This window comes from Stenotrophomonas koreensis (assembly GCF_001431525.1).
GTDB lineage: Bacteria > Pseudomonadota > Gammaproteobacteria > Xanthomonadales > Xanthomonadaceae > Stenotrophomonas > Stenotrophomonas koreensis.
The window spans coordinates 31,546-48,071 of record NZ_LDJH01000016.1; the positions used below are offsets into that span (position 1 = coordinate 31,546).

General features: G+C 66.5%; 21 protein-coding genes. 3 read left to right on the forward strand and 18 right to left on the reverse strand.

What is annotated here, in order from left to right:
- Position 1: 1 nt before the first annotated feature.
- The 13 genes from mgtE to ABB25_RS10020 all read right to left on the reverse strand — a co-directional run bounded on the left by mgtE (position 2) and on the right by ABB25_RS10020 (position 11,116).
- Complete coding sequence (mgtE, locus tag ABB25_RS09960) at positions 2 to 1,363, reverse strand: magnesium transporter (protein ID WP_057666365.1); 1,362 nt, start codon at positions 1,361 to 1,363, stop codon at positions 2 to 4.
- 114 nt (positions 1,364 to 1,477) lie between these two features.
- On the reverse strand, positions 1,478 to 3,211 hold the full coding sequence (ptsP, locus tag ABB25_RS09965; RefSeq protein WP_057666366.1) for a phosphoenolpyruvate--protein phosphotransferase: 1,734 nt from the start codon (positions 3,209 to 3,211) through the stop codon (positions 1,478 to 1,480).
- A 55-nt stretch (positions 3,212 to 3,266) separates the two neighbouring features.
- Complete coding sequence (locus ABB25_RS09970) at positions 3,267 to 3,533, reverse strand: HPr family phosphocarrier protein (RefSeq protein ID WP_057666369.1); 267 nt, start codon at positions 3,531 to 3,533, stop codon at positions 3,267 to 3,269.
- Positions 3,526 to 3,924: a PTS sugar transporter subunit IIA gene (locus ABB25_RS09975; RefSeq protein WP_057666371.1), complete on the reverse strand. Its 399-nt coding sequence runs from the start codon at positions 3,922 to 3,924 to the stop codon at positions 3,526 to 3,528. The genes ABB25_RS09970 and ABB25_RS09975 overlap by 8 nt, the downstream gene beginning before the upstream one ends.
- 75 nt (positions 3,925 to 3,999) lie before the next feature.
- Positions 4,000 to 4,872: an RNase adapter RapZ gene (rapZ, locus tag ABB25_RS09980; RefSeq protein WP_057666373.1), complete on the reverse strand. Its 873-nt coding sequence runs from the start codon at positions 4,870 to 4,872 to the stop codon at positions 4,000 to 4,002.
- Entirely contained in the window at positions 4,869 to 5,819 is a 951-nt protein-coding gene (gene hprK / locus ABB25_RS09985) for an HPr(Ser) kinase/phosphatase (protein ID WP_057666374.1), read from the reverse strand. Before hprK ends, rapZ begins: the two co-directional genes overlap by 4 nt.
- 97 nt (positions 5,820 to 5,916) lie before the next feature.
- Positions 5,917 to 6,234: a ribosome hibernation-promoting factor, HPF/YfiA family gene (hpf, locus tag ABB25_RS09990; RefSeq protein ID WP_057666376.1), complete on the reverse strand. Its 318-nt coding sequence runs from the start codon at positions 6,232 to 6,234 to the stop codon at positions 5,917 to 5,919.
- 58 nt (positions 6,235 to 6,292) lie between these two features.
- Positions 6,293 to 7,726 carry an RNA polymerase factor sigma-54 gene (locus ABB25_RS09995; RefSeq protein ID WP_057666410.1) on the reverse strand — a complete coding sequence of 478 codons (1,434 nt, stop codon included), beginning with the start codon at positions 7,724 to 7,726 and terminating at the stop codon, positions 6,293 to 6,295.
- A gap of 36 nt (positions 7,727 to 7,762) precedes the next feature.
- Entirely contained in the window at positions 7,763 to 8,482 is a 720-nt protein-coding gene (gene lptB / locus ABB25_RS10000; protein ID WP_057666378.1) for an LPS export ABC transporter ATP-binding protein, read from the reverse strand.
- Positions 8,482 to 8,991, reverse strand: a complete 510-nt coding sequence (gene lptA, locus ABB25_RS10005) for a lipopolysaccharide transport periplasmic protein LptA (protein WP_057666380.1) — start codon at positions 8,989 to 8,991, stop codon at positions 8,482 to 8,484. The genes lptB and lptA overlap by 1 nt, the downstream gene beginning before the upstream one ends.
- Entirely contained in the window at positions 8,969 to 9,532 is a 564-nt protein-coding gene (lptC, locus tag ABB25_RS10010; protein ID WP_057666382.1) for an LPS export ABC transporter periplasmic protein LptC, read from the reverse strand. Before lptC ends, lptA begins: the two co-directional genes overlap by 23 nt.
- The gene (locus tag ABB25_RS10015; RefSeq protein WP_057666384.1) at positions 9,529 to 10,077 is read right to left on the reverse strand and encodes a KdsC family phosphatase; all 549 of its coding nucleotides are present in this window, start codon (positions 10,075 to 10,077) and stop codon (positions 9,529 to 9,531) included. The genes lptC and ABB25_RS10015 overlap by 4 nt, the downstream gene beginning before the upstream one ends.
- A 37-nt stretch (positions 10,078 to 10,114) precedes the next feature.
- Positions 10,115 to 11,116, reverse strand: coding sequence for a KpsF/GutQ family sugar-phosphate isomerase (locus ABB25_RS10020; RefSeq protein ID WP_057666386.1), 1,002 nt, complete (start codon positions 11,114 to 11,116; stop codon positions 10,115 to 10,117).
- Positions 11,117 to 11,168: 52 nt separating this feature from the next.
- Here ABB25_RS10020 and ABB25_RS10025 point away from each other — a divergent pair, with 52 nt between their 5' ends.
- The 3 genes from ABB25_RS10025 to ABB25_RS10035 are packed head-to-tail and all read left to right on the forward strand — an operon-like array spanning position 11,169 to position 13,009.
- The gene (locus tag ABB25_RS10025; RefSeq protein ID WP_057666388.1) at positions 11,169 to 11,399 is read left to right on the forward strand and encodes a BolA family protein; all 231 of its coding nucleotides are present in this window, start codon (positions 11,169 to 11,171) and stop codon (positions 11,397 to 11,399) included.
- Positions 11,400 to 11,432: 33 nt separating this feature from the next.
- Complete coding sequence (murA, locus tag ABB25_RS10030) at positions 11,433 to 12,707, forward strand: UDP-N-acetylglucosamine 1-carboxyvinyltransferase (protein ID WP_057666391.1); 1,275 nt, start codon at positions 11,433 to 11,435, stop codon at positions 12,705 to 12,707.
- A complete protein-coding gene (locus ABB25_RS10035; protein WP_057666393.1) occupies positions 12,707 to 13,009 on the forward strand; it encodes a hypothetical protein in 303 nt (100 codons plus the stop codon). The genes murA and ABB25_RS10035 overlap by 1 nt, the downstream gene beginning before the upstream one ends.
- 62 nt (positions 13,010 to 13,071) lie before the next feature.
- Here ABB25_RS10035 and ABB25_RS10040 read toward each other — a convergent pair whose 3' ends face one another.
- The 5 genes from ABB25_RS10040 to purM all read right to left on the reverse strand — a co-directional run.
- Positions 13,072 to 13,755 (reverse strand): DUF3108 domain-containing protein, encoded by a 684-nt coding sequence (locus ABB25_RS10040; RefSeq protein ID WP_057666395.1) that lies wholly within the window; start codon positions 13,753 to 13,755, stop codon positions 13,072 to 13,074.
- A 2-nt stretch (positions 13,756 to 13,757) separates the two neighbouring features.
- Entirely contained in the window at positions 13,758 to 14,516 is a 759-nt protein-coding gene (locus tag ABB25_RS10045; protein ID WP_057666397.1) for a DUF3108 domain-containing protein, read from the reverse strand.
- Positions 14,517 to 14,549: 33 nt separating this feature from the next.
- Positions 14,550 to 15,209, reverse strand: coding sequence for a phosphoribosylglycinamide formyltransferase (gene purN, locus ABB25_RS10050; protein ID WP_057666398.1), 660 nt, complete (start codon positions 15,207 to 15,209; stop codon positions 14,550 to 14,552).
- Entirely contained in the window at positions 15,206 to 15,814 is a 609-nt protein-coding gene (locus ABB25_RS10055) for a DUF2238 domain-containing protein (RefSeq protein ID WP_057666401.1), read from the reverse strand. Before ABB25_RS10055 ends, purN begins: the two co-directional genes overlap by 4 nt.
- An 11-nt stretch (positions 15,815 to 15,825) precedes the next feature.
- On the reverse strand, positions 15,826 to 16,526 hold a 701-nt coding region (gene purM, locus ABB25_RS10060), incomplete at its 5' end, for a phosphoribosylformylglycinamidine cyclo-ligase (protein ID WP_057666402.1).

The following is a 16,526-nucleotide window of genomic DNA, read 5'->3' on the forward strand; positions in this document are numbered from 1 at the left end:
GTTACTGCAGCAAGATGGCGGTGGCCAGGCCGAGGAAGGAGAAAAAGCCGATCACATCGGTCACCGCGGTGACCACCACGGTGCCGGCGACGGCCGGATCGACATTCATCCGTTTGAGCAGCAGTGGCAGCAGCACCCCGGCCAGCGCCGCGGCACAGAAGTTGATGATCAGCGCCAGGGCAATCACCAGCATCAGCAGGGCACTGCCGAACCAGGCCCAGGCAATCAGGCCGACGATGCCGCCGATCAGGACACCATTGATCAGTGCAACCCGCAGCTCCTTCCACAACAGGATGCGCGCATTGCTGGAGCCGACCTGGCCCAGGGCCAGACCACGCACCATCAGGGTCAGCACCTGCACCGCGGCATTGCCACCGATGCCGGCCACGATCGGCATCAGGATGGCCAGGGCCACCACCTTTTCCAGGGTCACCTCGAACTGGCCGATCACCGTGGCGGCCAGGAACGCGGTGGCCAGGTTGATGCCCAGCCAGACAATCCGGCCACGCACCGCGCGCTTGATCGGCGAGAACAGGTCTTCCTCCTCGTCCAGGCCGGCCGCGCCCAGCGCCTGGTGCTCGGCTTGCGAACGGATGATGTCGACCACGTCATCGATGGTGATGCGGCCGAGCAGGATGTTGTTCTCATCCACCACCGGTGCCGAGACCCAGTCATGGTCGGAGAACTGCCGTGCCACTTCCTCGGCGCTCTCGTTGACGTCGATGGCCGGCTGCTCATCGTCGATCAGGCGGTTGATCGCGGTGGTGTCCTCGTGGGTCACCAGCGAGGCCAGCGATACCCGGCCCAGGTACTGGTGGCGGCGGCTGACCACGAACAGATGATCGGTGTGGTCGGGCAGTTCGCCGCGCAGGCGCAGGTAGCGCAGCACCACATCGACATTGACATCGGCGCGCACGGTGACCACGTCCGGGTTCATCAGGCGGCCGGCGGTGTCCTCGGCATAGGACAGCACCTGCTCCAGACGCTCGCGGTTCTCGCGGTCCATCGACTTGAGCACTTCATCGATGACCGTATCGGGCAGGTCCTCGACCAAGTCGGCCAGGTCGTCGATGTCCAGGTCTTCGACCGCGGCGACAATTTCGTCCGGGTCCATCTCGGCCAGCAGGCTCTCGCGCACCTCGTCGCCGACATGCAGCAGCACCTCGCCATCATCTTCGGCGTCGACCAGGCCCCAGACCACCTCGCGCTTGCCCGGCGGCAGGGATTCGAGCAGGTTGCCGATCTCGGCCGGGGCCAGGGTATTGATGAGACGACGGACCGGACCAAGGCGACCGCTGTCCAGGGCATCGGAAAGCATTCGCAGCTGGCGTGCGGTTTTGTCGTGGCGTACAGCTTCGGCCATGCGCGGTTCCCGGAGTGGATCGTGGGCCGACAGGGATCAGGCTGCGGCATCGGTACAGGACTTGCTGCCGGCATTATCCTCCGGCTGGCGCAGCCTGCCCAGCCCTGGCTGGGTTCAGTGGCTGGCCGGCGTGTGTGCGCGCAACCAGCGTTCAATGCCGCGGCGGTCACGTGCGCGCAGCAGGGCCGGGCGTGCGGCGGTGAGCTTGTCCAGGTCGCACTGGCGGATGCTCTGGCGCACTTCCAGCAGGGTGTTCGGATGCAGGCTGAACTCACGCAGGCCCAGCGCCAGCAACAACGGGGTCAGGCGCGCATCCCCGGCGATTTCACCGCACACGCTGACCGGAATCTGCGCCTGCGCACCGGTGTCCAGCAACTGTGCCAGCAGCTGCAGCAGGGCTGGATGCAGCGGGTTGTAGTAAGCCGAAACGTTCGGGTTGTTGCGGTCGGCGGCCAGCAGGTACTGGACCAGGTCATTGGTGCCTACCGACAGGAAATCGATCAGATCGATGAAGCCATGCACCGCCAGCGCCGCCGAAGGCACCTCGATCATCGCGCCCAGCGCCACCTGTTCGGAGACGGCGTGGCCGCTGTCCCGCAGCTGGCGTTGGATCAAGCGCAGGCGTCGGCGCACCGCCAGCACTTCCTCGCGGCCACTGACCATCGGCAGCAACAGCCGCACCGGACCGTAACCGGAAGCACGCAGGATCGCGCGCAACTGGGTATCAAATACCTGTGGGTTGGCCAGCGACAGGCGGATGCCGCGCACGCCCAGTGCCGGGTTTTCTTCATGCGTCGGCGCCAGCCCGGCACGGTCGGCCTTGTCCGCGCCCAGGTCCATGCTGCGGAACGTGGCCGGGCGCCCGGCCATCGCCAGCACGGCATTGCGGTAATGCTCGAACTGGGTCTGTTCGTCAGGCAGGCTGCTGCCCTGCAGGAACAGGAACTCGGTGCGGTACAGGCCCAGCCCGGCCGCCCCCAGGCGGTGGACCTGGGTAAAGTCCTCGCTGCTTTCGGCATTGAGCAGCAGCCGGATGTCACAACCATCCAGGGTACGGCTGGGCTTGCTGCGCAGGCGCTGCAGTTCGCGCCGTTCGCGGGCCAGCTCGCGCACCCGCAGGCGGTATTGGCGCAGCTGCTCGGCATCCGGGTCGGGGGTGATCTGGCCACTGTCGCCATCGATGATCAGCAGTTGCCCGCTGTGCAGTTTCTGCAGCGCCTGGTGGGCGCCCACCACCAGCGGCAGGTGCAGCGAGCGGGCAAGGATGGCGCTGTGCGAGAGCAGGCTGCCACCGGTGGTGACCACGCCGACCACGCCACTGGCCGGCAGTTGCACCAGTTCGGCCGGGGCAATGGATTCGCAGATCAGGATTTCCCCGGCAACGCCGGCGCTTGGGCGTTGCTGTGGGTTGAGCAGTTGCAGCAGGCGGCCGATGACATGGTCCAGGTCATCAATCCGGCTGCGCAGATAGTCATCCTCCATCTGCTCGAACAGCGCGGCCAGCCGCTGCCGTTGCACTCCCAGCGCACAACTGGCGCTGTAGCGTTGGCTGCGGATCAGTTCGTCCAGCGCGGCCAGCAGCTCTGGATCATCCAGCAGCAAGGTATGCAGGTCGAGGAATTCACCGACTTCGGCCGGCATCGCCCCGTGCAGGCGCTGGCGCAGCAGCGCCATTTCCTGGCGCGCGCTGTCCACCGCCACGTGCAGCCGGGTGATCTCATCCTCGACCCGGCTGGCAGCGATGCGCTCGCGGCCGGTTTCCGGCAACAGCGGCTGGCGCACCCGCGCACGCCCCAGTGCGGCACCGCGCGAGGCACCCATGCCGGCCAGCCGGTGCCCGCCGGCCATCAGTCCAGGACCCGGCAGTGGCGTAGACCAGCAGGCAGCCCGTCCTGGCTACTCATTACGCCTCGTCAAAATTGCGTTCAAACAGCTCGACCACCGCGGCCAGTGCCTGGGCCTCGTCCGCGCCGTCCACCCGTACGGTGACCGGTGTGCCCTGGCCGGCGGCCAGCAGCATCACGCCCATGATGCTCTTGGCGTTGACCTCGCGCCCCTTGGCCACCAGCGTGGCATTGGCGGCGAAGCCGGAAAGGGTCTGGACCAGCTTGGCGGTGGCGCGGGCGTGCAGGCCCAGCTTGTTGGATACGATCAGCTCACGCTCAAGCATTGTCGACTATGGCTCCATAGGTGGGTGCGTCGGCGGCTATCCGGGTCAGCTCATCCAGCGCCAGGTGGGGGTAATTCATCACGCGCATCAGCATCGGCAGGTTCAACCCGGAAACCCGGCGACAGTGCTGGTGCAGGCTCTGCAGCCGGCAGGCCAGGTTGCTGGGAGAGGCGCCGTAGAGGTCGGTCAGCAGCAACACTCCGCCACCGCTGTCCAGTGCATCCAGGGCATCCAGCGCGACGGGCAGGGCAGCCAGCGGATCTCCGTGGTAATCCACCTCCAGGCAGCGGCAGTGCAGTGGCAGCGGCGCCGGTCCCAACAGCTGACGGACAACCTGCAACAGCGCATTGCCGAGGCCGGGATGGGTTACCAGCAGAATTCCACAACGCATGCTCAGACCTTATCAGGTCACGGTGATCAACGCCTATACCCAGATGGGTCCGATCGGTGCGGTTGCAAGGCCTGGCTACTGCTGTTCACGATGGAACGTGGCCACATCACTCCAGCCCTGTTCGCGTGCGTGCCGGGCCAGGCGTTCGGCCATGTACACCGAGCGATGCTTGCCGCCGGTGCAGCCGAAGGCGATGGTGACGTAACTGCGGGTTTCGTGGCGCAGCCGCGGCAGCCAGGTATCGAGCAGGGTGGTGATCTGTGCGGCGTACAGCGCCACATCTTCCTGCTGGTCCAGGTAATCGCGTACCGGCGCATCGCGCCCGGTCATCATCCGCAGGTCCGGGTCCCAGTGCGGGTTGGGCAATACCCGGGCATCAAAGACGAAATCGGCTTCGGTCGGCACCCCGCGCTTGTAGGCGAAGGATTCAAACAGCAGCGAAACCTTGCCGTGCGCGGCCAGCGCAAATTCGGTGATCAGTTTGCGCCGCAGCTGGTGCACATTCATGCCGGTGGTATCAATCACCGCATCGGCATGCTCGCGCAATGGCAGGGTGAGCTGGCGCTCGTGCTCGATCGCTTCAGGCAGTGACAGCCCAAGCTGGCTGAGGGGATGGCGGCGGCGGGTGTCGGCGTAGCGCGACAGCAAGGTGTCGCGGTCGGCCTCGAAAAACAGCAACTGCACGTCCAACCCGTTGTCGATGGCCTCGCGCCGCCAGCTGAGCAGTTGTTCGGGCGTATTGCCGGCGCGGGCATCAATCCCGATGGCGATGCGTGCCGGAGCCTCGGCCGGCTGGTTGCCCAGCACGCTGCGCACGAATTGCGGCAGCAGGCCAATGGGAAGGTTGTCGCTGCAGTAGTAGTCAAGATCTTCGAAGGTCTTCAGCGCAATGGTCTTGCCCGAACCGGACAGGCCGCTGACGATGATCAAAGAAACCCGGGGACTCATGAGCTGCGCTGCTCCAGTAAGTTGCTGTGGCGGGCAATGAACATGGCTGCCGGGTCAATCCCCTTGGTGCGCAGGATATGCAGGCGGGTGGCCGCCTCGGTGAGTACGGCCAGGTTGCGCCCGGGCATCACCGGCAGGGTGATCAGGGGCACGTCCAGGTCCAGGACATGACGCTTGCCCGAATCGCCGGTCAGGCGTTCATAACCATGCGGCGTGGGCTCGGTCATTGGCTTGGTCAGGTGCACGATCAGGCGAAGATACTTGTTCTTCTTTACAGCCGTGTCACCGAACATGTCGCGGATGTTGAGTACGCCCAGGCCGCGTACTTCCAGCAGGTCCTGCAGCAGCTCCGGGCAGGTGCCATCCAGGACATCCGGTGCGATCTGGGTGAATTCAGGGGCATCATCGGCGACCAGCCGATGGCCACGGCTGAGCAGCTCCAGCGCCAGTTCACTCTTGCCCGAGCCGGCCTCACCGGTGATCAGCACGCCGATGGAGTAGATCTCCATGAATACCCCGTGCAGGGTGATGCGCGGGGCCAGCGTTCGTGCCAAGTGGTAGGAAATATGGTTGAGCAGTTCATGCCCACGACGCGGCGAGACCCACAGCGGGGTGGCCGATTCGTCCGCCGCCGCGCGCAGGTCTTCCGGGCAGCTGTGGTTTTTGGTGATCACCAGCGCCAGTGGGCGCGCCTGCATGATCTTTTCGATGGTTTCCCAGCGCAGCCGCGGGTCCAGCGAGTCGAGCCATTCCAGTTCCTCGCTGCCGAGGATCTGGACCTTGTTGGGATAGATCGCATTGAGGTAGCCGGCCAGTGACGGGCGCCGGGAAACGGTATTGCCGGCCTCCAGGTCACGCTGCCCGCCGGTGTGTCCGGCCAGCCAGCGCAGGGCAAGTTTCTCTTTCTGCTGCTCGAACAGTTCCTGGGCGGTAATACGGGTATTCATTCGGGCCGGAGCAATCGTTGCGATGGTCGCCTGCAGTCAGACACAGGCGACCGGTGGCGAGGTGTCGGTCCTGAATCAGCAACCGGCGCGGGGAGCCTTACTCCTGGACGTCACGCAGGCTGGTGCCGTCGTGGCTCTGGCTCTTTTCCTTGTGCTTGAGCAGCAGGCGGTCCAGCTTGTCGGCCAGCAGGTCGATGGCCGCGTACATGGTCGAAGCGCTGGCATCGGCGTGCAGGGTGCGTCCGGGCAGGTTGACGGTGGCCACGGCCTGGTGTTCCAGCCTGTCGATCGAAAGTTGCGTGCGCACTTCGCAGTGGTGGCCGAAGTGGCGGGCCAGACGCTGGAACTTGGTTTCCACATACTCACGCAGGGCCGGGGTGATTTCCAGCTGCTGGCCATAGGTTTCGATATGCATCACTTGCCTCCTGTTTGACTCGGATGGACGCATGAACCTGCCGCTGTTGCCCGGGGTGTCAGCCGATGCGTACACGCTCGTGCGACGGCGGGATGTTCATGGCTTCACGATACTTGGCAACGGTGCGCCGCGCTACTGTTACCCCGGATTGTTTGAGCAGATCGGTCAGCTTTGCATCCGACAGCGGTTTGCGCGGGTTTTCTGCCTCGATCAGTTGCCGCAGGCTGGCCTGGATGGCGCTGCTGGCAGTCTCTTCGCCATTGCCGGTTTCCACCGCCGCGCTGAAGAAATCCCGCAGCGCCACCGTGCCGCGCGGGGTGCGCACGTACTTGCCGGCGATCGCACGCGAGATGGTGGATTCGTGCAGTTCCAGCTCACTGGCCATTTCGCGCAGGGTCAGCGGGCGCAGCGCCTGCTCGCCGTATTCCAGGTAGGCGGCCTGGTGCACCAGCAGCTGGCGGGTGATGCGCAGCAGGGTCTGGCCACGTTGCTGCAGGCCGCGGATCAGCCAACGGGCCTGCTGCAGATGACTGCGCAGGTAGCTGGCATCGCTGCTGCTGCAATGTCCCAGCATCTGCTCATAGCCACGGTGGATCACCACCGGCGGGCCACTGTGGCCGGCCAGGGCAGCCTGCCAGCGTCCACGCTGGCGCCAGATCACCACGTCCGGCAGCACCCAGCTGCCGGGATCTTCCTGGCCGACGTGGCGGCCAGGCCGTGGTTCCATCCGGCGCAACAGGCTCACCGCGCTGGCCACCGCCTCCACCGGCTGGCGCAGTTCGCGCGCCAGACCGTCGATGCCGGCGCGTGGCAGCCGTGCCAGCGCGGTCTGCGCGATCTGCAGGGCCAGCGCGCGGCCCTCGGTATCGGCAGGCAGCAGTTGCAGCTGCAGGGCAAGGCATTCGCCGAGGTCGCGCGCGCCGACGCCGGTGGGTTCCATGCCCTGGATATGGCGCAGTACCGCGAGGATTTCCTCGCAGCTGACCGTCAGTTCCGGTTGCAGTGCCTGCGCCAGTGCCTCCAGCGGTTCACGCAGGTAGCCATCGCCATCGATGGCATCGATCAGGGCCAGGCCGATGCTGCGGTCGCGCTGGCTCAGGTTGAGCAGGTGCAGCTGCCAGCGCAGGTGCTCGGTCAGGTCCTGGCCCTCGCCGGCAAGACGCAGGGCCGGCGGTTCACGTTCATCATCATGGGTACTGCCGATCGCCCAGGGCCCCTGGTCGGGCATCCAGTCATTGCTGCCGGCATCGTTGCCGGTGTCTTCGCCGGACGGGCTGGCCGGGGCCGGGGCCGGGGCGGCACTGTCGGGCCCCGGTTCGCTGCTGCGCGGCGGCGCCTCCTCGGCCCATTCCAGCAATGGGTTGCTGGCCACCGCCTGGGCGACCTCCTGCTCCAGTTCCGTCGCCGACATCTGCAACAGGCGCAGGGCCTGCTGCAATTGCGGGGTCAGCGCCAGCTGCTGGCTTAAGGTGGTGTTGAGCCGGGTTTTCATCGCCTCCCCATGCATCGCGCCACGTCGGCCGCAGGTTTACAGCTTGAAAGTGTCGCCCAGATACACCCGGCGTACGTCCGGGTTGTCCAGAATCTGCGCCGGGGTGCCCTGGGCCAGCACGCCGCCTTCAGCGAGGATATAGGCGCGGTCGCAGATTCCCAAGGTCTCGCGCACATTGTGGTCGGTGATCAACACGCCGATGCCGCGGTTTTTCAGGTGGGTGACGATGCGCTGGATGTCGCCCACCGAGATCGGATCGACCCCGGCAAAAGGTTCATCGAGCAGGATCAGGCGCGGCTTGGCGGCCAGCGCGCGGGCGATTTCGACCCGGCGCCGTTCACCGCCGGACAGGCTGGCGCCGAGCTGGTCGGCGACATGGGTGATCTGCAGTTCTTCCAGCAGCGCGCCCAGTTCATTGCGCCGGCCGGCCTCGTCCAGGTCCGGGCGCAGTTCCAGCACCAGGGCGATGTTGTCGGCCACGCTGAGCTTGCGGAACACCGACGGCTCCTGCGGCAGGTAACCGACGCCGAGCTTGGCGCGCTCGTACATCGGCTCGTTGGTGATGTCACGGCCGTCCAGCTCGATGCGTCCTGCATCAGCGGCCACCAGGCCGACGATCATGTAGAAGCAGGTGGTCTTGCCGGCGCCGTTGGGGCCGAGCAGGCCGACCACTTCGCCGGCATCGAGCTGCAGCTCGAATGAGCGCACCACTTCGCGCTGCTTGTAGCTCTTGGCCAGGCCATGGGCACGCAGCATTACTTGGCCTCCGGCGCGCTGCGTTGCTTGGGTTGCAGTACGGTGCGCACGCGGCTGCCGTCGCCACCGCTGTTCATGTTGCCGGTGGCCAGGTTGTAGGTCATGCGCTGGCCGGAGTTGGTGCCGCGCGGGCTCTCCACCGTGTAGTTGCCGCTGAGCACGATGGTCTCGCTGGTGATGTTGTAGTCCATGGAGTCGGCGGTGGCGGCCATTGGCGTGCCGTCATCCATCTGTTGGCGCAGCTTGACCTGGCTCCCGCTCAGCACCACCCGGCTCGGCTGTCCGTTGCTGCGATAGACATCGGCAGTCTCGGCGGTGATGTGCAGGGTGCCCTGTTCGATCACCACGCTGCCACTGAAGCGGCAACGGCCATTCTCATCGGCCAGGTTGCAGTCGTAGCGGTCTGAGTCCAGATTCATCGGCTGGTTGCGGTCGGAGGAACGGGCCAGCGCAAGGCCAGGCAGCAGCAGGGCGATCAACCCAAGCTTAGCGGGCAGCGGAAGGTTCATAGCGGGTCTTGACCTGTGAAAGGAGGCGGAGATTACGTGTGGCGGTGTCCAGCTGCATGCCGACCCCACGCTGGCTCAGCCCGGGTTGGGTCATTTCCACCACATCCTCGGTCTGGGCGAGGTTGCGGCGGGGATAGATGGTCAGCGTATCGCTGCGGAAGGTGGTGGGCACAATGGCCGGATCGGTGGGGCTGTCGCCCTTGACCCCGCCGCGCAGGATCATCTGCTCGCCATCGGCACTGACCCAGCCGGTGGCAGCGGCCAGCTGCCAGTGCTTGCCGGCGTTGTCCGGCAGCAGGAACAGTGGCTTGCTGATGTCCAGGGTTTCATCCTTGCTGCTGCGTGCCAGCTGCGGTGCGCGCAGGGTGAGCGATTCCTTGCCCTGTGCATCCAGCGCGATGATCTCGAAGTCATGCAGGATGTAGTCCGCACCGGCCGCGGCTGGCGCGGCCTGGGGGGACTGACGGTTGTTCCAGGCCTGCCAGCCTGACCACAGGGTGGCCAGCAGCAGTGCACCGACCACCAGCGTGCGCTTGTTCATGGCTGCTCTCCGGCCAGTACCGCCTCCAGGTGGCCGCCCGCGGCCAGCAGGACATCACACAGCTGGCGCGCCGCGCCGCGGCCACCGCAGGCTTCGGTCTGCCAATGCACCGTCTGCGCCACCCACGGGTGGGCATCGGCAGGAGCCACCGACAGCCCCGCCGCGCGCAGGCAGGTGATGTCGGGCAGGTCGTCGCCGATGAAGGCAACCTGGTCCAGGGCGATGCCTTCGCGCTGGCACAGCTGCTGCAGCAGGGCCAGCTTGTCACGCACGCCGGTGTGGGTTTCGATTTTCAGGTCCGCTCCGCGTTTTGCCGCCGATGCGCTGTTGCGCGCGGTAATGATCACCGCAACGATGCCATGGCGCTGGAGCAGCTTCAGGCCCAGCCCGTCCTGGACGAAATAGGCCTTGCTCTCGTTGCCCTGGTGGTCGTAATACAGCCGGCCGTCGGTCAGCGTGCCATCGACATCGAAGCAGGCCATGCGGATGCGTCGGGCGCGCTGGATCAGCGCCGGCGTCAGCGAGTGCAGCGGGTCGAAGGGCATCAGCGCGGTGGATCGGGATGAATGGGGCATTGGGCGGTTAAACCACGCGTGCGCGCAACAGGTCATGAATATTCAACGCGCCGACCGGGCGGTTGTCGCCATCGACCACGATCAAGCCGTTGATCTTGTGGGTCTCCATCAGGCGTGCCGCTTCCACCGCCAGACGATCGGCGCCGATCGTACGCGGGTTGAGCGTCATCACCTCGGCAATCCGCGCGGTACGCACATCCAGGTCACTGTCCAGCGCGCGGCGCAGGTCGCCGTCGGTGAACAGGCCGGCCAGGCGGCCGTCGGCATCGACCACGCAGGTCATGCCCAGCCGCTTGCGGCTCATTTCCATCAGCGCCTGGCTCAGGCTGGCCTGGACATCCACCTGCGGCAGTTCCTCGCCGCTGTGCATGACATCGGTGATGTGCAGCAGCAGGCGGCGGCCCAGGCTGCCGGCCGGGTGCGAACGGGCAAAGTCATCGGCGGTGAAGCCACGCGCTTCCAGCAGTGCGACCGCCAGCGCATCGCCCATCGCCATCGAGGCGGTGGTGCTGGAGGTCGGTGCCAGGTGCAGCGGGCAGGCTTCCTCGGGCACGCTGATATCCAGGTGCACCTCGGCGGCCTGGGCCAGGCTGGACTGCGCACGGCCGGTCATTGCGATCAGGATGTTGCCCTGGCGCTTGAGGATCGGCAGCAGCATCAGGATTTCGTCGGACTCCCCCGAATAGGACAGCGCCAGCACGACATCGCCCTCGGTGATCATGCCCAGATCGCCGTGTCCGGCTTCACCGGGGTGGACGAAGAAGGAGGGCGTGCCGGTCGAGGCCAGGGTGGCGGCGATCTTGCGCGCGACGTGCCCGCTCTTGCCCATGCCCAGGGTGACCACCCGGCCGGAGGCGGCCAGGATGTGGTTGCAGGCCTGGGTAAAGTCCTGCCCGAGCCGGGCCGCGACTGCCGCCAGGGCTGCTTGCTCGATGGCAAACACGCGTTGCCCGCTGTCCACCAGCGACGGCGCGACGGAACTGGGGTGATTCAGGGACGGGACGGTCATGGAGACGGCGGCCGGAGAGTAGAATGGACGGCCATTTTATTAGGAAAGCCGTGTGGACGCCGAAACCATCGCCAATCTGATTCAGGCCGGCCTGCCGGATGCCCATGTCCAGGTCCAGGGCGATGACGGTGTGCACTTTGAAGCCACGGTGGTCAGCGCTGCGTTTGCCGGCAAGCTGCCGCTGGCGCGGCACCGCATGGTGTATGCCACCCTCGGCGAGCTGATGGGGCGTGAAATCCATGCCCTGGCCTTGACCACCCTGACCCCGGACCAGGCGCGCTGAAGCGTCCTCCCCCTATCTGCGACCGATACGCGCATGCCCAAAATCATTGTTAACGGTGGTGCCCCGCTCAACGGCGAGGTCACCATTTCCGGCGCCAAGAATGCCGTGCTGCCGATCCTGTGCGCCACCCTGCTGGCCGATGCGCCGGTGGAAATCACCAACGTGCCGCACCTGCATGATGTGGTGACCACGCTCAAGCTGCTCAGCGAGCTCGGGGCCAAGGTCGCCATCGACCAGGGCACCCTGTCGCGCGGCAGTGCGATCGTGGTTGACCCGCGCAGCGTGGACCAGGTCGTCGCCCCGTACGAACTGGTGCGCACCATGCGTGCCTCGATCCTGGTGCTTGGCCCGCTGCTGGCCCGGTTTGGCGCCGCCGAGGTTTCCCTGCCCGGTGGCTGCGCCATCGGCTCGCGTCCGGTCGAGCAGCACATCAAGGGCCTGCAGGCGCTGGGCGCGCAGATCACGGTCGAAAACGGCTTCATCAAGGCCAGCGTGGATGGCCGGCTCAAGGGCGGGCGCTATACCTTTGACATGGTCACCGTGACCGGCACCGAGAACGTGATGGCCGCCGCCGTGCTGGCCGAAGGCACCACGGTGCTGGAGAACGCCGCGATGGAGCCGGAGGTGGTGGACCTGGCCGATTGCCTCAATGCCCTGGGCGCGCGGATCGAGGGCGCCGGCAGCGCGCGCATCACCATCCATGGGGTGGAGCGCCTGCACGGCGGCCGCCATGCGGTGTTGCCGGACCGGATCGAGGCAGGCACCTTCCTGGTGGCCGCGGCGATGACCGGTGGCCGGATCACCGCGCGCAACACCCGCCCGGACACGATGGAAGCGGTACTGGCCAAGCTGACCGAGGCCGGTGCCGAAGTCAGCGTCGACAACGACCGCATCACTGTGGACATGGGCGGGCGCCGGCCACATGCGGTCAACCTGACCACCGCACCGCATCCGGCCTTCCCGACCGACATGCAGGCCCAGTTCATGGCCCTGAACTGCGTGGCCGAAGGGGTCGGCGTGATCAAGGAAACCATCTTCGAAAACCGCTTCATGCATGTGCATGAGCTGCAGCGGCTGGGGGCCGACATCCAGGTCGATGGTCATACCGCCATCGTGCGCGGGGTCGAGCGCCTGACCGGGGCCCCGGTGATGGCCACCGACCTGCGGGCCTCGGCCTGCCTGATCCTGGCCGGGCTGGTGGCACAGGGGGAGACCTCGATCGACCGCATCTACCACCTGGATCGGGGCTACGAGAACATCGAAGAAAAGCTCCGTGGGCTGGGCGCTGACATCCGTCGAGTGGCCTGATGCGCCGGCGTGCTCCGTTCAGTCCGCGTCGCCGGGCCTTGCTGGCCCTGCTGGTGCTGGTACTGGCCTGGCTGGGCTGGTCATGGTGGACCGGAATGGCCATCACCGCCGGGGTCAAGCAGGCGCAGATGGACTGGGATGGCGATGGCCTGACCAGCCGGGCCGAGCTCTGGCAGGCGGTGCATGCGGTGCGGGTGGAACATACCGAAGACGGCAGCCGCAAATGCCAGCGGTTTGTCTGGACGCGCAATGACGAGGTCATCCGCGTCGATTGCCGTACCCAGCTGCAGCCGGCGCCGTGAGCACCGGCCAATGAAAAGCCCCCGCATTGCGGGGGCTTTTTTCTGGCAGCGGCAAGCGCCTGTCAGTGAACGGATTTGACGGTCAGGTCCAGCTCGTCGCGGCCGTCCTTGCGCTGCAGCAGCCGCAGCGGCACCGGATACTCCGGTGAGATCCAGGCGATCTGCTCCTTGTTGCCATCCACCCGTGAAACCCGGGTCACCTCGACCTGGCGGCCATCCAGCTGCAGGGTTTCCTTGCCGGCGATGGTATAGCGCATCTGCTTGATGCGGCCCTCATCCACCATGCGGTAGGACAGCGGCTTGCCGGCAGCCAGGTCGCGGGCGATGGCCAGGTTGATCAGCAGCGCATCCATGTCGCCCTCGCGCAGGGCCACCGGGCCGCGGCGGTCGGCGCGCAGGTCACCACGCCACACCGCCTGGCGCTCTGCCCAGTCGTAATCGGCCTGGATCGAGCGGCGCTTGATCAGCAGGTTGGCACTGTCTTCGCTGCTCAGTGGGCGCAAATGGCCGTTGTGGATGTCAAACACCGTGCTCTGGCGCAGGTCGGCCATCTGGTTGCGCACCTGCAGGCTGTAGCGCCAGCGGTTGCCCTGCTGGCGTTCCAGCTGCATCACCCCATCGGCCTGCAGGCCCATGTAGCTGGCGCGGTAATCGGCCTTGAACGGTGCAATGGCCAGTGCCGGCAGGCTGGCGGCAGTCAGCAACAGTGCTGCAAGCGGGCGGATGAAGCGACGTAGGGTGTTCATGCTCACTCTCCTTGGTATTGGATCAGCTGCAGGTCGATGGTGTCCTGGCCATCTTCCTGCTGGGCAATCCGGATCGGGGTGGGGACGCCATTGGCCAGCCACAGCACCATCGCATCACCGGGGCTGTTGTTGCTGCGCCAGACCCGCAACGCGTCGTAGCTGAGTTCGCCCACTTCGGTGATCTCGGTGCGCGCTGCCGCCTGGTACTGGTGCAGGCGTACGCGGCCCAGGTCGGCAAAGCGGTACTGCATCTGTGCCCCGGGAACGGCATCGCGCATGATCGCCAGGTTGATCAGCAGCGCGCTGAGATCGCCTGCCTGCAGGGCCACCGGCGCGCGCCGGCGGCGGTCGATATCCCCGCGCCACTGCGCCGTGCCGTTGTTCCAGTCGTAGCTGCCTTCGACCTTCTTGCCCAGGAACAGGCCGCGCCGTTCGGTGTGCTGGGTCAACGGCCGCAATTGCCCGTTGTGCTGCTCGAACAGTGTGGTCTGCAGCAGGTTCAGCCCCAGCACGCCGGCAAACCCGCGCTTGCCGCGCACTTCCAGGCTCACCTGCCAGCGGTTGGCACCGGCACGGGCCAGTGCCAGGGTGGCATCACCGGCCAGCCGGCCCTTGTAGAAGGCCTGATAGGTACCTTCAAACGGGGTCAGGCTGGTTATCGGCTGCCAATCCGGCGCCGGCTCGACGGCGGCCGCAGCGGCCAGCGCAGGCCACGTCGGCAGGATCAAACACACGATGAGCAGGAGTCGGGTCAGGGTCATGGCCAGCAGGAAGAAGGAAAATGCCGGCGCTTTTCACACATCAAGCCGACCGGCGGAATCTAGAGTGAGCGGCTTAAACAGGGTGTGACCATCGACCAGGATCTGCCCTTTCTGTTCAGTTACCCGGCCGCTGCACAGCAGCTGGACACTGGCCAGCAACAGCGGGTGTTCGACCTGCAGCACCCGCGCGGCCAGGGTGTCGGCGCTGTCCCCGGCCAGCACCGGTACCCGTGCCTGGGCCAGTACGGCGCCGGCATCCAGTGCGGGCACGACGAAATGGACACTGGCGCCGTGTTCGCGATCCCCGGCCTCGATGGCGCGGGCATGGGTGTGCAGGCCCTTGTGCAGGGGCAGCAGCGACGGATGGATGTTGATCAGGCGGCCGTCGAAGCGGGCAACAAAACCGGCACCGAGAATGCGCATGTAACCGGCGCAGACCACCCAGTCCGGCTGGCAACTACTCACCGCCTCGGCCAGGGCCAGATCGAACGCCTCGCGGTTGGCGAAGTCCTTCGGCGAGCGTGCCCAGCGCAGGTGGGGCGGCACTTTCTCCAGCGCCGGGGCATCGGGCTTGTCGGAAAAGACGCCGACGATCTGCGCCGGCAGTTGCCCGCGGGCAATCGCATCGAGCAGGCATTGCAGGTTGCTGCCGCGCCCGGAGGCCAGTACGGCAATACGCGTGGCTTGATTCATTGACTGATTTTCCTGGCCAGTGGCCAAAGCAGCAGGGCGCCGGCCGTGGCCAGGGCCATGTCCGCGTGGGCATCCCAGATATCGCCCTGCTGGCCGTTGTAGGCCTCGGCTGCTTCGGGCGAGAGCAGCAGGGCGATGCCCCATTCCAGCCACTCATAGACCAGGCTGGAACACATAACCGCCATTACCGCCAGTGCGAAGGCCTGGCCGGGCCGCAGCGCAGGCCAGGCGTGGCGCGCCAGCTGCAGCAGGGCCGGGGTCAGGCACAGGCCATACAGCAGATGGATCAGGCGGTCGAAATGGTTGCGCTGCCAGCCGAAGGCGGCCCCGGGCGACCACTCCAGCCACTGCTGTGCCCACTGTTCGTAGGGCACGGCCGAATACAGCCAGCGGGCGCCGACGCAGTGCAGGGCGATGAAGCCGCAGATCAGCACAAAGGCGCCGTTGCCCAGTGGCCAGCGCCGGTCCACCCACCACAGCAGGGCCAGGCCGAGCACCGTCAGGCTGCTGTGCAGGGCCTGTTCCAGCGGCCACAGCGGCTGCAGCCAGCTCAGCACGAACCCGGCCAGTACCGCTGCATACGCCAGCCGCTTGGGAGCACTCATCGCGGGGTGTTTCACCCGATATGCACGCGCTCACCCTGGCCGGCGTCGGCGACGACGCGGCCGATCTGGCGGTGCGCCAGGCCCAGCGCGTCGATGGCGGCAGCCACCGCAGCGGCCCGCGCTTCCGGCACGATCAGCACGAAGCCAATGCCGCAGTTGAAGGTGCGCCACATCTCGGCGTCGGCGACGTTGCCGTTGTCCTTGAGCCAGGCAAACACCGGCGGCAGCACGATGCTGGCCGCGTCAATGGCCAGGCCCAGGCCCTCGGGAACCACGCGGATGATGTTCTCGGTCAGGCCGCCACCGGTGATGTGGGCCATGCCGTGGATGTCGCTGCGGTTGGAAGCCAGCAGCGACAGCACCGGCTTGACGTACAGCCGGGTCGGGGCCATCAGCGCATCGACCAGTGCGGTGCCGTCTTCCAGTACCACATCGGTCGGCGAGCCGGCGCGCTCGTAGATCTTGCGGATCAGCGAGTAGCCGTTGGAATGCGGGCCGGAGGAGGCGATGCCGATCAGCACGTCGCCCTCGGCCACGGCCGAGCCGTCCAGCAGCTCGGACTTCTCCACCGCCGCCACGGTGAAACCGGCCAGGTCATACTCGCCCGGGCCATACATGTCCGGCATTTCCGCCGTCTCGCCGCCGATCAGCGCACAGCCGGACTGCACGCAGCCCTCGGCGATACCGCCGACCACCGCCGCGGCGGTGTCCA